Genomic DNA, 15311 nt, shown 5'->3' with positions numbered 1-15311 from the left:
GGCATCATGACCACCGTCAACGGCGGCATCTCCTTCTGGTACTCGCAGACCGGCGTACCCGCGCCGCGCGAGCCACTGCCGGGTGACACGACCGCGGACGTCTGCATCGTCGGTGGCGGCTACACGGGCCTGTGGACCGCCTACTACCTCAAGAAGGCCGTGCCGTTCCTGCGGATCACGGTGCTGGAGCAGAAGTTCTGCGGCTACGGGGCGTCGGGGCGCAACGGCGGCTGGCTGTACAACGGCATCGCGGGCCGCGACCGGTACGCGAAGCTGCACGGCCATGAGGCCGCGGTCGCGCTGCAGCACGCGATGAACGAGACGGTCGACGAGGTGGTGCGGATCGCCGCCGAGGAGGGCATCGACGCCGACATCGTCAAGGGCGGGGTGCTGGAGGTCGCGCACTCCCCCGCGCAGCTCGCCCGGCTGAAGGCGTTCCACGCGGCGGAGGTGGCCTTCGGCGAGAAGGACCGGCTGCTGCTGGGCGCGGGCGAGTCCGCGGAGCGGATCCGGGTCGCCGGGACCTCCGGCGGCACCTGGACGCCGCACGGCGCCCGTATACATCCGGTGAAGCTTCTGCAGGGGCTGGCGAAGGCCGTCGAGGCGCTGGGCGTAGTGATCCACGAGTCCACCACGGTGACCGAGATCAAGCCGAAACACGCGATCACCCCGTACGGAACGGTGCGCGCCCCGTACGTGCTGCGCTGCACGGAGGGCTTCACGGCCTCACTCAAGGGGCAGAAGCGGTCCTGGCTGCCGATGAACTCCTCGATGATCGCCACCGAGCCGCTGCCGCGGCAGGTGTGGGACACCATCGGCTGGGAGGGCCGCGAGACGCTCGGCGACATGGCGCACGCGTACATGTACGCGCAGCGCACGGCCGACGACCGGATCGCGCTGGGCGGCCGCGGGGTGCCGTACCGCTTCGGTTCGCGGACGGACAACGACGGACGGACGCAGCCGGCCACGGTCGAGGCGCTGCGCGAGATCCTGGTCCGCTTCTTCCCCGCGACCGCCGGGGTGGCGATCGAACATGCCTGGTCAGGGGTGCTGGGCGTGCCGCGCGACTGGTGTGCGAGCGTGGAGCTGGACCGGGCCACCGGGCTCGGCTGGGCGGGCGGCTACGTCGGCAGCGGCGTCGCGACGGCGAACCTGGCGGCGCGCACGCTGCGCGATCTGGTGCAGCTGGACTCGGGTCAGGGGCACGGCACCGAACTGACCGCGCTGCCCTGGGTGGGCCACCGGGTGCGGCGTTGGGAGCCTGAGCCGTTCCGCTGGATCGGGGTGCACGGAATGTACGCGGCCTACCGTGGCGCGGACCGCCGTGAGCTGTCCGGGCGCAGCAGCGAAACGGACCCGGTGGCACGCGTCGCGGACCGGATCTCCGGGCGGCACTGAAACGAATTCCGGGGGCGGTGCCGGGCCGGGTCCCCGGCGGCAGCGCAGTCGCCCCAACACCCGGCATGGCCTGAAGAATCCGGTCCGCGGGCACCGGCACCATGCGGCCGCCGCCAGTTAACCTTCCGTTCACTCAGGCTCCGTACGGTCGCCACCGCCACTGTCCGATCAAACGATTGCCTGGGTAAATGGAACACATCACGCTCCTGATCGGAATCGTGATCGTGACCGCTCTCGTGTTTGATTTCACGAACGGTTTCCACGACACCGCCAACGCGATGGCCACCACCATCTCCACCGGCGCGCTCAAGCCCAAGACGGCGGTGGCCATGTCCGCCGTGCTGAACCTCCTCGGCGCCTTCCTGTCCGTGGAAGTCGCCAAGACCATCTCCGGCGGCATCATCGACGAGAGCGCGGGGATCCGACCGGAAGTCATCTTCGCGGGTCTGGTCGGCGCCATCGTCTGGAACATGCTGACCTGGCTGGCCGGGCTCCCGTCCAGCTCCTCCCACGCACTGTTCGGCGGCCTCATCGGCGCGACCCTGGTCTCCGTCGGCGCCCATGGCGTCAACGGCGACAAGGTCGTCATGAAGGTCCTGATCCCGGCGCTCGCCGCCCCGGTCGTCGCGGGCCTGGCGGCGATGCTCGCCACCAAGCTCACCTACCGGATCGGCCGCAACAGCGACCCGAAGGCGACCGCCAAGGGCTACCGGGCCGGGCAGATCGCCTCGGCCGGCCTGGTCTCGCTCGCGCACGGCACCAACGACGCGCAGAAGACGATGGGCGTCATCACCCTCGCGCTGATCACCGGCGGAGTCGTCGCCCCGCACGCCGACCCGCCGATGTGGGTCATCGTCTCGGCCGGCACCGCCATCGCGCTCGGCACCTACCTCGGCGGCTGGCGCATCATCCGCACGATGGGCAAGGGCCTCACCGACATCGAGGCACCGCAGGGCTTCGCCGCCCAGACCGGCGCCGCGGCCACCATCCTGGCCTCCTCGCACCTCGGTTTCGCGCTCTCCACCACCCAGGTCTGCTCGGGCTCCGTGATGGGCTCCGGTGTCGGCCGCAAGGGCGCGGTGGTCCGCTGGAGCACCGCGGGCCGCATGGTCGCCGCGTGGGGCCTGACGCTGCCCGCCGCCGGCCTGGTGGCCGCAGGGGCCGCATTGCTGGCCGACCAGGGCACGTGGGGCATCGCCGGGGTCGCCGTCCTGGCGCTCGCCGCCTGCACCGCGATCTGGCTCGCCTCGCGCCGCAAGCCGATCGACCACAGCAACGTCAACGAGCTCCCGGTCGAGTCGCAGGGTGCGGTCACCGCCGCCATCGCGGCCGTCAGCCCGCCGCCCGCCGGACCGGTCGCCCCGCTCGCCGCGACCATCCCGGCTCCCGCGGCCGTCGCCTCCCCCGCCGACGCCGCACCGGCCACGGCCTGATCCCGGCACGGAAGGAATCAGCACCATGCAGATCGACTGGCAGGCCCTCGGTACCGTCCTCGGCGTCACCCTCGCGGTGACCATCGGGCTGGTGGGCGTCTTCACCCTCGGCATCGTCGGACTCGCCAAGCGCGAGTCCGGCACGGACGGAGCCGCCGTCTCCGGCGGTTCCGCCGTCCTGACCCGGACCGGCGCCTACGCGTGCTTCGCGCTCTGCGCGGCGGCGGTGGCGTACGGCATCTTCCTGATCGTCGCCTGATCCTCTGCGACGCACGGCGCGCCGACGGCGCAGGCCCGCATCCGCGAACCCGCGGGTGTGGGCCTTCGCACATCTTCCGTCGCAGGTCAACAGCGAGTTGACGGGGTTCGCGGCACGTGGTGGACTGCCCGGTGCCATACGGCGGTAGGAGAGGAAGTCCGGTGTGAATCCGGCGCGGTCCCGCCACTGTCACCGGGGAGTGCACCCCAACCCGAACGTCAGGCCCGAGCGATCGGCCGGACGGTCCGGGGTGCGCGGACCCGGGAGCCAGGAGACTCTCAACCGCCGGTCACGTCGAACCAGGGCGCGGACCCTGAGTGAGGACTCCTGCCATGCCCGGCCGCCGTCGTACTCCACCGGATCCCCAGGCCCTGTCCCGTCGAGGCGTGACGGCGGGCTGACGCCGTGCGAGCCGGACACGCCTTCGCGTGCGGCGCCGCCCTCGGCCATCTCGGCGACCTGATCGCGGGCGATCCACGCCGCGGCCACCCGGTCGCCGTGTTCGGCCGCGCCGCGGCCGCCGCCGAACGCCGGCTGTGGCGCGACCACCGCGGCCACGGCGCGCTGTACACCGCGCTGTGCGCGGGCGGCGCGACCGCCGCCGCCGCGCTGGCCGCACGGACCGTCCGTTCCTCCCCCACCGCCACCGTCGCCCTGACCGCGGCCGCCACCTGGTCGGTGCTGGGCGGCACCTCGCTGGGCCGTGAAGCGCTGGCGGTCGCCGCGGCGCTGGAGGCGGGCGACCTCGCAGCGGCCCGTGAGCGGCTGCCGAACCTGTGCGGCCGCGACCCGCAGGCCCTGGACGCCGCGCAGATCGCACGGGCCGTCGTGGAATCCGTGGCCGAGAACACCTCGGACGCGGTCGTCGGCGCCCTGGTGTGGGGCGCGGCCGCCGGTGTCCCGGGGCTCGTCGGCTTCCGCGCCGTCAACACCCTGGACGCGATGGCCGGCCACAAGTCGCCGCGCTACCGCCGGTTCGGCTGGGCCTCCGCCCGCCTCGACGACGTCGCCGGCTGGCCCGGCGCCCGGCTGACCGCCGTCCTCGCCACGCTCGCGGGACCCGATCCGCGCGGCGCGCTGCGCGCCTGGCGCCGCGACGCCGCCGGCCACCCCAGCCCCAATGCCGGCCCGGTGGAAGCCTCCTTCGCGGGCGCGCTGGGCGTCCGGCTCGGCGGGACCCTCGCCTACGCCGGCCGCGTGGAGCACCGCGCCGTGCTGGGCGCCGGCAACCGGCCGCCCGAGGTCGCCGACATCGCCCGCGCCGTACGGCTCTCGCGCCGCGTCGGCGTGCTGGCGCTGGCGGTCTGCGCCGGCGGGCGGCTGGCCGTCACCGCGCTGTCGGCATCCACCGAGAAGGGAACCCGATGAGCAGTACGCGCGGCGCGAGCCGCACCGGCGGAGGGCTGCTGGTCGCCGGGACCACGTCCGACGCGGGCAAGAGCGTCGTCACGGCGGGCATCTGCCGCTGGCTGGTCCGGCAGGGTGTGAAGGTCGCGCCCTTCAAGGCGCAGAACATGTCACTGAACTCGTTCGTGACGCGCGAGGGCGCGGAGATCGGGCGGGCGCAGGCCATGCAGGCGCAGGCGGCGCGGGTCGAGCCGACGGCGCTGATGAACCCGGTGCTGCTCAAGCCCGGCAGCGACAGCAGCAGCCAGGTGGTGCTGCTCGGCAAGCCGGTGGGAGAGATGAGCGCCCGCGGTTACCACGGTGGGAAACAGTCCACGCTGCTCCCCGTCGTGGTGGAGTGCCTGGCCGAACTGCGGGGCACGTATGACGCGGTGATCTGTGAAGGGGCGGGCAGTCCGGCCGAGATCAACCTGCGGCACAACGACATCGTGAACATGGGCCTGGCCCGCGCGGCACGGCTGCCGGTCGTGGTGGTCGGCGACATCGACAGGGGCGGCGTCTTCGCCTCGTTCTTCGGCACGACGGCGCTGCTCAGCCCCGAGGACCAGGAACTGGTCTGCGGCTACCTCGTCAACAAGTTCCGCGGCGACGTCTCGCTGCTGGAGCCGGGCCTGGACATGCTGCGCGGGCTGACCGGCCGGTCGGTGTACGGCGTGCTGCCGTTCGCGCACGGGCTGGGCATCGACGAGGAGGACGGGCTGCGGGTCTCGATGCGCGGCGCCGTACGGGAGTCCGTCGTCACCCCGCCGCACGGCGAGGACATCCTGCGGGTCGCGGTCGTCGCCGTGCCGCTGATGTCGAACTTCACCGACGTCGACGCGCTGGCCGCCGAGCCGGGCGTCGTCGTGCGCTTCGTCGACCGGCCGCAGGAACTCGCCGACGCCGACCTGGTGGTGCTGCCCGGCACCCGGGGCACTGTCAGAGCGCTGGCCTGGCTGCGCGAGCGCGGGCTCGCCGACGCGATCGTCCGGCGGGCCGCGGAGGGCCGTCCGGTGCTGGGCATCTGCGGCGGCTACCAGATCCTCGGCGGGACGATCGAGGACGAGATCGAGTCGCGCGCCGGCCGGGTGGACGGGCTCGGACTGCTGCCCGTCCGCGTCCGGTTCGCGGCGGAGAAGACCCTGGCCCGGCCGGTCGGCGAGGCGCTCGGCGAACCGGTCGAGGGGTACGAGATCCACCACGGGGTCGCGGAAGTGCTCGGCGGCGACGGGCCGTTCATGACCGCCGACAACGGTCGGGCACTGGACGGCTGCCGGTCGGGCGCCGTCTGGGGCACCCACTGGCACGGCTCGCTGGAGAGCGACGGCTTCCGCCGCGCCTTCCTGCGCCGGATCGCCGAACAGGCCGGCCGCCGCTTCGTCCCCGCACCCGGCACCTCCTTCGGGGCGCTGCGCGAGGAACAGCTCGACCGCCTCGGCGACCTGATCGAAGAACACGCGGACACCGCCGCGCTCATGCGGCTCATCGAGGACGGCGCACCCGCCGGCCTACCCTTCCTTGCTCCGGGGGCACCGTGACCACCGTTCTGCTGCTGTCCACCGCCGACACCGACCTGCTGGCGGCCCGCGCCTCCGGTGCGGACTACCGGATCGGCAACCCGACCCGGGTCGGCCCCGGCGACCTGGCCGCGCTGACCGAGGGCGCGGACATCGCCGTCGTGCGGCTGCTCGGCGGCAAGCGCGCCTGGGAGGACGGACTCGCCGCGCTGCGCACGTCCGGCATCCCGACGGTGCTGCTCGGCGGGGAGTCGGTGCCGGACGCCGAACTGATGGCGGAGTCCTCGGTTCCGGCGGGCGTCGTCGCGGAGGCGCTGCGCTATCTGGTCGAGGGCGGCTCGGCGAACCTGGTGGAGCTGGCCCGCTTCCTGTCGGACACGGTGCTGCTGACCGGTGAGGGCTTCGAACCCCCGGCCACCATGCCGCAGTACGGGACGCACGGCGCGTACCCGTTCACCGAGGGCCGCCCGACCGTCGGGGTGCTCTTCTACCGCGCCCACGAACTGTCCGGGAACACCGGCTTCGTGGACACGCTGTGCGCCGCGATCGAGGCGAAGGGCGCCAACGCGCTGCCCGTGTACTGCGGGACGCTGCGCGGCGCGGACGCCGGCCTGTACGCACTGCTGGGCCGGGCGGACGCACTGGTCGCGACCGTCCTGGCGTCCGGCGGCACCCGCGCCTCCGACGCCTCGGCGGGCGGGGACGACGAGGCCTGGGACATCGGCGCGCTCGCCGATCTGGACATCCCGGTCCTCCAGGGCCTGTGCCTGACCTCGTCCCGCGCGGCCTGGGCGGCCTCCGACGCGGCGCTGTCGCCGATGGACGCGGCGATGCAGGTGGCGATCCCGGAGTTCGACGGCCGGCTGATCACCGTCCCGTTCTCCTTCAAGGAGACCGGCGAGGGCGATGTCCCGGTGTACGTCGCCGACCCCGAACGCGCCGCGCGCGTCGCCGGGATCGCGGTCCGGCACGCCGCGCTCAAGCACAAGCCGAACCCGGAGAAGAAGCTCGCGGTCGTCTTCACCGCGTACCCCACCAAGCACTCGCGGGTCGGCAACGCGGTCGGCCTCGACACCCCCGCCTCGGCCGTCGGCCTGCTGGACGCGCTGCGCGGCGCCGGATACGCCGTCGACGGGTACCCGGACAACGGCGACGAGCTGATCCACCGGTTGATCGCCGCCGGCGGCCACGACGTCGAGTGGCTCACCGAGGAGCAGTTGTCCGCCGCCCCGGCCCGGGTTCCGCTCGCCGACTACCAGCGGTGGTTCGCGACGCTCGACCCCGAGCTGCGCGCGGGGATGCTGGAGCACTGGGGAGAGCCGCCGGGCACCCTCTACCTCGACGGCGAGGACATCGTCCTGGCGTCCCTGCAGTTCGGGAACGTCGTGGTCATGATCCAGCCGCCGCGCGGTTTCGGGGAGAACCCGATCGCGATCTACCACGACCCGGACATGCCGCCGTCGCACCACTACATGGCGGCCTACCGCTGGCTCGACAACACGTTCGGCGCCGACGCCATCGTCCACATGGGCAAGCACGGCACCATGGAGTGGCTGCCCGGCAAGGGCCTCGGCCTGTCGGCGGGCTGCGCGCCGGACGCGGTGCTGGGCGAACTGCCGCTCGTCTACCCGTTCATCGTCAACGACCCGGGTGAGGGCACGCAGGCCAAGCGGCGCGGCCACGCCACCGTCGTCGACCACCTGGTGCCGCCGATGGCGCGCGCCGACACCTACGGCGACCTCGCCAAGCTGGAACAGCTCCTCGACGAGTACGCGCTCGTCTCGGACCTGGACCCGACGAAGACCCCGGCCGTCCGCAGCCAGATCTGGACGCTGGTGCGGGCCGCCGAGCTCCATCACGACCTGCACGTGGACGACCAGCCCGACGAGGACGCCTTCGACGAGTTCGTCATGCACATCGACGGCTGGCTCTGCGAGATCAAGGACGTGCAGATCCGCGACGGTCTGCACATCCTCGGCGGCGGCCCCGTCGGCGGGGCCCGGGTCAACCTGGTGCTCGCCATCCTGCGCTCCTCCCAGGTGTGGGGCGGCGTCGGCGCCGCGCTGCCGGGACTGCGGGCCGCGATGGCCGAGGCGTTCGGCCTCGACGAGAAGGCGCTGCTCGCCGAACCCGGCGCCCGGCTCGCGGTGCCGGCCTCACTGACCGCGCTGGCCGACGGGCCGGCGCGAACGGCTGCCGACGCCGTCGACCTGCTGGAGACACTCGCGCGCCGGCTGGCCGGGGCGATGGAGGAGTCCGGCTGGAGCCGGGCCGCGGCCCCCGGGATCGTGACGGAGGTGCTCGGCTCGCCCGTCCGGGACGCCGTGCGGATCCTGGAGTTCGCCGCCGAGGAGGTCGTGCCCCGGCTGGAGCGCACCACCGACGAGATCGACAACATCCTGCGGGCGCTGCGCGGCGGCTACGTACCGGCCGGCCCGTCCGGGTCCCCGACCCGCGGCCTGGTCAACGTCCTGCCGACCGGCCGCAACTTCTACTCCGTCGACCCGAAGGCCATCCCGTCCCGGCTCGCCTGGGACGTCGGCACGGCGCTGGCCGACTCGCTGCTGGAGCGGCACCTCACCGACACCGGCGCGTACCCGAAGTCCGTCGGCCTGACGGTGTGGGGCACGTCGTGCATGCGCACCCAGGGCGACGACATCGCCGAGATCCTCGCCCTGCTGGGCTGCCGCCCGGTCTGGGACGACGCCTCACGCCGCGTCACCGGGTTCGAGGTGGTGGGCCTGGAGGAGCTGGGCCGCCCGCGCATCGATGTGACGGTCCGCATCTCCGGCTTCTTCCGCGACGCCTTCCCGCACGTCATCCAGCTCCTCGACGACGCCGTCCAGGCCGTCGCGGAACTCGACGAGCCCGCCGAGTCCAACTACGTCCGCGCCCACGCCGACGAGGACACGGCAGAACACGGCGACCGCCGCCGTGCCACGGCCCGCATCTTCGGCTCCAAGCCGGGCGCCTACGGGGCCGGCCTGCTGCCGCTGATCGACGCCCGCAACTGGCGCTCCGACGCCGACCTCGCCGAGGTCTACGCGGTCTGGGGCGGCTACGCGTACGGGCGCGGCCTGGGCGGCCGCGCGGCGCGCGGGGACATGGAGCAGGCGTTCCGCCGGATCCAGGTCGCCGCGAAGAACGTCGACACCCGCGAGCACGACATCGTCGACGCCGACGACTACTTCCAGTACCACGGCGGCATGGTGGCGATGACCCGCCACCTGACGGGTGTCTCCCCCGCCGCCTACGTCGGCGACAGCGCAACCACCGACCAGGTCAAGACCCGCACCCTGGGCGAGGAGACGCACCGCGTCTTCCGCGCCCGCGTGGTCAACCCCCGCTGGATGGCGGCCATGCGCCGGCACGGCTACAAGGGCGCCTTCGAGATGGCCGCGACCGTCGACTACCTCTTCGGGTACGACGCGACGGCCGGCGTCGTGGACGACTGGATGTACCAGCGGCTCGCGGCGGAGTACGTGTTCGACAAGGAGAACCAGGACTTCATGAAGAAGTCCAACCCCTGGGCGCTGCGCGGCATCAGCGAACGGCTGCTGGAGGCCGCCGACCGAGGTCTGTGGGCCGAGCCCGACCCGGAGACCCTGAACCAGCTCCGCGAGATCTATCTGCAGCTCGAAGGCGACCTGGAAGGCGACTCATGAGCACCCCCTATCCGTTCACCGCGATCGTCGGGATGACCGACCTGCGGCTCGCGCTGCTGCTGAACGCCGTATCGCCGGCGGTCGGCGGTGTGCTCGTGCGCGGCGAGAAGGGCACCGCCAAGTCGACGGCCGTGCGGGCACTCTCCTCGCTGCTGCCGGACGTCGCCGTCGTCGGCGGGTGCCGGTTCTCGTGCGATCCGGCGGCGCCGGACCCGGCGTGCCCGGACGGCCCGCACGCGATCGGCGCGGGCACCGCCCGCGCCGCGCGGATGGTGGAGCTGCCGGTCGGTGCCTCTGAGGACCGGCTGGTCGGTTCGCTGGACATCGAGCGGGCGCTGTCCGAGGGCAAGAAGTCGTTCGAACCGGGGCTGCTGGCCGACGCGCACCGGGGCGTGCTCTACGTCGACGAAGTGAACCTGCTGCACGACCACTTGGTCGACCTGCTGCTGGACGCCGCCGCCATGGGCGCCTCCTACGTCGAGCGCGAGGGCGTCTCCGTACGGCACGCGGCCCGCTTCCTGCTCGTCGGCACCATGAACCCGGAGGAGGGCGAGCTGCGCCCGCAGCTCCTCGACCGGTTCGGGCTGACGGTGGAGGTCGCGGCGTCCCGCGAGACGGACGAGCGCGTCGAGGTCGTACGGCGCCGGCTCGCGTACGACGAGGACCCGGCGGCGTTCGCCGGGAAGTGGTCGGGCGACGAGGACGCGCTGCGGGCGCGGATAGTGGCGGCGCGGGCGCTGCTGCCGTCCGTGGTGCTCGGTGACCGGGCGCTGCGCCAGATCGCCGCGACCTGCGCGGCGTTCGAGGTCGACGGGATGCGCGCGGACATCGTGATGGCGCGTACCGCGACCGCGCTGGCCGCGTGGGACGGGCGGACCGAGGTCATCGCGGAGGACGTCCGGCAGGCGGCGCTGCTGGCGCTGCCGCACCGGCGCCGCCGCAACCCCTTCGACGCGCCGGGCCTCGACGAGTCGAAGCTCGACGACACGCTGGAGCAGAACAGCGGCGGCCCGGACCCGGAGGACGACCCGGATCCGGACGGCCCCGACGACGGCGGCGGGCAGCCGCCGGAGGGTGGTCCTGACGACGGACCGCAGGACGGGCCCGAGGAGAGTCCGGAGGAGACTCCCGCACCCGACGAGTCCGCCGGTCAGCAGCAGGGCGGGGCGTCGGGCGGTGGCGAGCAGAGTGCCGCGCCGGCGGGCGAGCCGTTCAAGACCAAGGCGTTCACCATCCCCGGTATGGGCGAGGGCGCGGCAGGCCGCCGGTCGCGGGCGCGGACCGCGCACGGCAGGACGACGAGCGCGCGGCGGCCGCAGGGCCAGTTGACGAAGCTGCATCTGGCGGCGACGGTGCACGCGGCGGCCCCGCACCAGCGGGCCCGCGGGCGCAGCGGTCCCGGTCTGGTGATCCGGAAGGACGATCTGCGGCAGGCGGTGCGGGAGGGGAAGGAGTCGAATCTGGTGCTGTTCGTCGTCGACGCCTCCGGCTCCATGGCCGCCCGGCAGCGCATGACCGCCGTCAAGGGCGCCGTCCTGTCGCTGCTGATGGACGCGTACCAGCGGCGCGACAAGATCGGGATGATCACCTTCCGCGGCGCGGACGCCGAACTGGCGCTGCCCCCGACGTCGTCGGTCGAGGCGGGCGCGGCGCGGCTGCAGGTGCTGCCGACGGGCGGCCGGACGCCGTTGGCGGCCGGGCTGCTGAAGGCGCGCGAGGTGCTGCGGATCGAGCGGCTGCGGGACGCGTCCCGCCGGCCGCTGCTGGTCGTGGTGACGGACGGCCGGGCGACCGGCGGACCCGAGCCCGTACAGCTGGCCTCGCGGGCGGCGCGGCTGCTGAACGCCGAGGGCGTGGCGTCGGTCGTCGTCGACTGCGAGTCGGGTCCCGTGCGGCTCGGCCTGGCGGGCGCGCTGGCGCTCGACCTCGCCGGGACCGCCGTGACGCTGGAGGAACTGCGCGCGGACACCGTGTCCGCGCTCGTACGTGATGTGCGGAGGGCCGCGTAATGCCGCAGGGACAGCCGAGCAGCGTGCCGGACGACGGGCTCACGACGCGCCAGCGCCGCAACCGGCCGCTGACCATCGTGCACACCGGCATCGGCAAGGGGAAGTCGACGGCCGCCTTCGGGCTCGCGCTGCGCGCATGGAACCAGGGGTGGCCGATCGGGGTGTTCCAGTTCGTCAAGTCGGCGAAGTGGAAGGTCGGCGAGGAGCGGGCGCTGCGGGTCCTCGGCGACTCCGGCGAGGGCGGCACCGTCGCCTGGCACAAGATGGGCGAGGGCTGGTCCTGGGTGCAGCGCGACATCGCCGACAGCGAGGAAGCGGCCAAGGAGGGCTGGGAGCAGGTCAAGCGGGACCTGGCCGCCGAGACGTACCAGCTGTACGTGCTGGACGAGTTCGCGTACCCGATCCACTGGGGCTGGGTGGACATCGACGAGGTGATCCAGGTCCTCAACGACCGCCCCGGCACCCAGCATGTGATCATCACCGGCCGCAACGCGCCGGAGAAGCTGGTCGAGGCCGCCGACCTCGTCACCGACATGACGAAGGTCAAGCACCCGATGGACGCGGGCCAGAAGGGCCAGAGGGGCATCGAGTGGTGACGTCCCTCCCCCGTCTGGTCATCGCCGCGCCCTCCTCGGGCAGCGGCAAGACCACCGTGGCCACCGGGCTGATGGCGGCCTTCACCGGGGCCGGCCTCGCCGTGTCCCCGCACAAGGTCGGCCCGGACTACATCGACCCGGGCTACCACGCGCTCGCCACCGGCCGCCCGGGCCGGAATCTCGACGCCTTCATGTGCGGCCCCGAACTGATCGCCCCGCTCTTCCTGCACGGGGCGGCCGGGGCGGATCTGGCGGTCGTCGAGGGCGTCATGGGCCTGTACGACGGGGCCGCGGGGCAGGGCGAACTGGCGTCGACCGCCCAGGTGGCGAAGCTGCTGCGCGCCCCGGTGGTGCTGGTCGTCGACGCCTCGTCGCAGTCCCGGTCCGTAGCCGCGCTGGTGCACGGCTTCGCGTCCTGGGACCCGGAGGTACGGGTCGCGGGCGTCATCCTCAACAAGGTCGCTTCCGACCGCCACGAAGCTCTGCTCCGCGAGGCGCTGGACGAGTCCGGCGTGCCGGTTCTCGGCGCCCTGCGCCGCACCGAACAGGTCAGCGTCCCCTCCCGGCACCTGGGACTGGTCCCGGTCGCCGAACGCAGCGCCGACGCGGTCGGCGCGGTGCGCGCGATGGCCGCCCAGGTCCGTGCCGGTTGCGACCTGGAAGCCCTGCTGAGCCTGGCGCGCGGCGCCCCGCCCCTGGACGCCGCCCCGTGGAACCCTACGGGGCTCTTCCCCCGCCCCGCCCCTTCCCGAAACCAGGGGGCTCCGCCCCCCGGACCCCCCGAGTTGTGGGCAGGCGTTCCGCAGGGCGAGCGAAGCGAGATGGGGGCACCTCCCGGCCGAAGGTTGGGGGAGGGTGGGCACAACCGGGCCACCGGCCCGCACCTGGACCAGGTCCGGGGCGAAGCCCCGGTGGTTGCGGTCGCGGGCGGGCCCGCGTTCACGTTCTCGTACGCGGAGCACGCGGAACTGCTGACGGCGGCCGGAGCCGAGGTCGTGACCTTCGACCCGCTCCGCGACGAGCAACTCCCCGCCGAAACCGCCGCGCTGGTGATAGGCGGTGGCTTCCCGGAGGTCTACGCGCCGGAACTGTCGGCGAACGAGCCGCTGCGCAAGGCCGTGGCGGAACTGGCGGCCTCCGGGGCGCCGGTCGCCGCCGAGTGCGCTGGCCTGCTCTACCTGGCGCGGGAGCTGGACGGGAGGCCGATGTGCGGCGTGCTCGACGCGACCGCGCGGATGTCGGAGCGGCTGACCCTCGGGTACCGCGAGGCGGTGGCGGTCTCGGACAGCGTGCTGGCGGAGGCCGGCACCCGCGTGCGCGGGCATGAGTTCCACCGCACGGTCATCGAACCGGGCGCGGGCGCCACGCCCGCGTGGGGGGTGACGCGGCCGGAGCGCCGTGTCGAAGGATTCGTCCACGGGGGCGTGCACGCCTCGTATCTGCATGTGCACTGGGCCGCCGTTCCGAGCGTGGCCCGAAGACTGGTGGAGAGGTGTTCCGAATGAGCGGGCGGCTGATCGGGGTCGGGGTGGGCCCCGGCGATCCGGAGCTGGTGACCGTCAAGGGTGTGAACGCCCTGCGGGCGGCGGCGGTCGTGGTCGTCCCCGTGATGGACACCCTCGAACGCGGCAGGGCCGAGGCGACGGTGCTGCACTATGTGGAGCAGGAGAAGATCGTACGGATCGTGTTCGCGCTGAACGAGCGGACCGACCGGGCACGGCGTGAGGCCGCGTGGGACGCGGCGGGCGAGCAGGTGGCCGAACTGCTGCGGACGCACGGCACGGTGGCGTTCGCGACGATCGGCGACCCCAACGTCTACTCGACGTTCACGTATCTCGCGCTGACCGTCGGGGAGCTGGTCGACGGCGTCGCCGTCGAGACCGTCCCCGGCATCACCGCGATGCAGGACCTCGCCGCGCGCAGCGGTGCCGTGCTGGCCGAGGGGACCGAGCCGCTGACGCTCGTGCCCGTCACGGCCGGGTCGGCGGTGCTGAAGGAGGCCCTGGAGGGGCCGGGCACCGTCGTGGCGTACAAGTTCGGCCGGCTGGCGGCGGAGGTCGCGACCGCGCTGCGGGAGACCGGCAGGACCGAGGGCGCCGTGTGGGGTTCCGCGCTCGGGTTGCCCGAGGAGTCCATCCGCCCCGCCTCCGAGCTGCTCGAAGGCCCGCTCCCCTATCTCTCGACACTGATCGCTCCCGCCCGCCGGGACACCCGTGGAGGCAAGCTGTGACCGGCAAGGTGACCATCGTGGGGGCAGGGCCCGGCGCCGCCGACCTGCTGACGTTCCGGGCGGCCCGCGCCATCGCGGCCGCGGACATCGTCATCTGGGCGGCGAGCCTGGTGCAGGCGGAGGTGCTGGAGCACGCCCGTGAGGGCGCGGAGATCCTGGACTCGGCGACGATGTCGCTGGAGGACGTCGTCGCGGTCTACGAGCGGGCGCAGGCCGAGGACCTGAAGGTGGCGCGGATCCACTCCGGCGACCCGGCCCTGTGGGGCGGTACGCAGGAGCAGGTCGACCGGTGCGACACGCTCGGCATCGAGGTCGAGATCATCCCGGGTGTCTCGTCCTTCTCCGCGGTCGCGGCCATCGCGCAGCGCGAGCTGACGATCCCCGAGGTCGCGCAGTCCGTGATCCTGACCCGGCTGGGCGGCGGCAAGACGCCGATGCCGCCGGGCGAGGAGGTACGGGAGTTCGCCCGGCACGGCACGACGATGGCGCTGTTCCTGTCGGCCGCCCGGTCGGGCCAGCTGGTCACGGAGCTGCTGGAGGGCGGCTATCCGACGGAGACGCCGGTCGTGATCGCCTATCAGGCGACCTGGCCGGAGGAGCTCGTGCTGCGCTGCACGATCGCGACGCTGGAGGAGACGGTCAAGGAGCACAAGCTCTGGAAGCACACGCTCTTCCTCGTCGGCCCGGCGCTCGCGGCGTCCGGCACCCGCTCGCACCTGTACCACCCGGGCCACTTCCACGGTTTCCGCAGGGCGGACCCGGTGGCCCGGCGCGCGTTGCGCGAGTCCAAGGCGTAAGCCGCCCCCACCAGCGACACG

At 73.4% G+C, this 15311-nt stretch carries 11 protein-coding genes and 1 riboswitch; all 11 genes read left to right on the top strand.

Annotated elements, in window-relative coordinates; translation table 11 throughout:
- Positions 1-6: 6 nt before the first annotated feature.
- Complete coding sequence (locus tag C6N31_RS05525) at positions 7-1398, top strand: NAD(P)/FAD-dependent oxidoreductase (RefSeq protein WP_138355006.1); 1392 nt, start codon at positions 7-9, stop codon at positions 1396-1398.
- A 188-nt stretch (positions 1399-1586) separates the two neighbouring features.
- Positions 1587-2831: an inorganic phosphate transporter gene (locus C6N31_RS05520; protein WP_138355007.1), complete on the top strand. Its 1245-nt coding sequence runs from the start codon at positions 1587-1589 to the stop codon at positions 2829-2831.
- Positions 2832-2856: 25 nt separating this feature from the next.
- Positions 2857-3090 (top strand): hypothetical protein, encoded by a 234-nt coding sequence (locus tag C6N31_RS05515; RefSeq protein ID WP_138355008.1) that lies wholly within the window; start codon positions 2857-2859, stop codon positions 3088-3090.
- A 103-nt stretch (positions 3091-3193) separates the two neighbouring features.
- Positions 3194-3388, top strand: a riboswitch (cobalamin riboswitch).
- 107 nt (positions 3389-3495) lie between these two features.
- The gene (locus C6N31_RS05510; RefSeq protein WP_138355009.1) at positions 3496-4458 is read left to right on the top strand and encodes a cobalamin biosynthesis protein; all 963 of its coding nucleotides are present in this window, start codon (positions 3496-3498) and stop codon (positions 4456-4458) included.
- Positions 4455-6014 carry a cobyric acid synthase gene (locus C6N31_RS05505; protein ID WP_138355010.1) on the top strand — a complete coding sequence of 520 codons (1560 nt, stop codon included), beginning with the start codon at positions 4455-4457 and terminating at the stop codon, positions 6012-6014. The genes C6N31_RS05510 and C6N31_RS05505 overlap by 4 nt, the downstream gene beginning before the upstream one ends.
- Positions 6011-9658, top strand: coding sequence for a cobaltochelatase subunit CobN (cobN, locus tag C6N31_RS05500; RefSeq protein WP_138355011.1), 3648 nt, complete (start codon positions 6011-6013; stop codon positions 9656-9658). The genes C6N31_RS05505 and cobN overlap by 4 nt, the downstream gene beginning before the upstream one ends.
- On the top strand, positions 9655-11667 hold the full coding sequence (locus C6N31_RS05495; protein ID WP_198357182.1) for a putative cobaltochelatase: 2013 nt from the start codon (positions 9655-9657) through the stop codon (positions 11665-11667). Before cobN ends, C6N31_RS05495 begins: the two co-directional genes overlap by 4 nt.
- Positions 11667-12263: a cob(I)yrinic acid a,c-diamide adenosyltransferase gene (gene cobO / locus C6N31_RS05490; RefSeq protein ID WP_138355013.1), complete on the top strand. Its 597-nt coding sequence runs from the start codon at positions 11667-11669 to the stop codon at positions 12261-12263. The genes C6N31_RS05495 and cobO overlap by 1 nt, the downstream gene beginning before the upstream one ends.
- Positions 12260-13768 (top strand): cobyrinic acid a,c-diamide synthase CobB, encoded by a 1509-nt coding sequence (locus C6N31_RS05485; protein ID WP_198357181.1) that lies wholly within the window; start codon positions 12260-12262, stop codon positions 13766-13768. Before cobO ends, C6N31_RS05485 begins: the two co-directional genes overlap by 4 nt.
- Positions 13765-14493 (top strand): precorrin-2 C(20)-methyltransferase, encoded by a 729-nt coding sequence (gene cobI / locus C6N31_RS05480; RefSeq protein WP_138355015.1) that lies wholly within the window; start codon positions 13765-13767, stop codon positions 14491-14493. The genes C6N31_RS05485 and cobI overlap by 4 nt, the downstream gene beginning before the upstream one ends.
- Positions 14490-15290 (top strand): precorrin-4 C(11)-methyltransferase, encoded by an 801-nt coding sequence (gene cobM / locus C6N31_RS05475; protein ID WP_138355016.1) that lies wholly within the window; start codon positions 14490-14492, stop codon positions 15288-15290. Before cobI ends, cobM begins: the two co-directional genes overlap by 4 nt.
- Positions 15291-15311: the final 21 nt, after the last annotated feature.

This window comes from Streptomyces fildesensis, assembly GCF_016107395.1.
GTDB classification, from domain to species: Bacteria; Actinomycetota; Actinomycetes; order Streptomycetales; family Streptomycetaceae; genus Actinacidiphila; species Actinacidiphila fildesensis.
This window is presented reverse-complemented; position numbering and strand designations above follow the sequence as displayed.

What these genes read in the sequence shown, in the direction of transcription:
- C6N31_RS05525 (WP_138355006.1), top strand. Translation starts at nt 7, where the DNA reads ATGACCACCGTCAACGGCGGCATCTCCTTCTGGTACTCGCAGACCGGC.
- C6N31_RS05520 (WP_138355007.1), top strand. Translation starts at nt 1,587, where the DNA reads ATGGAACACATCACGCTCCTGATCGGAATCGTGATCGTGACCGCTCTC.
- C6N31_RS05515 (WP_138355008.1), top strand. Translation starts at nt 2,857, where the DNA reads ATGCAGATCGACTGGCAGGCCCTCGGTACCGTCCTCGGCGTCACCCTC.
- C6N31_RS05505 (WP_138355010.1), top strand. Translation starts at nt 4,455, where the DNA reads ATGAGCAGTACGCGCGGCGCGAGCCGCACCGGCGGAGGGCTGCTGGTC.
- C6N31_RS05495 (WP_198357182.1), top strand. Translation starts at nt 9,655, where the DNA reads ATGAGCACCCCCTATCCGTTCACCGCGATCGTCGGGATGACCGACCTG.
- cobO (WP_138355013.1), top strand. Translation starts at nt 11,667, where the DNA reads ATGCCGCAGGGACAGCCGAGCAGCGTGCCGGACGACGGGCTCACGACG.
- cobI (WP_138355015.1), top strand. Translation starts at nt 13,765, where the DNA reads ATGAGCGGGCGGCTGATCGGGGTCGGGGTGGGCCCCGGCGATCCGGAG.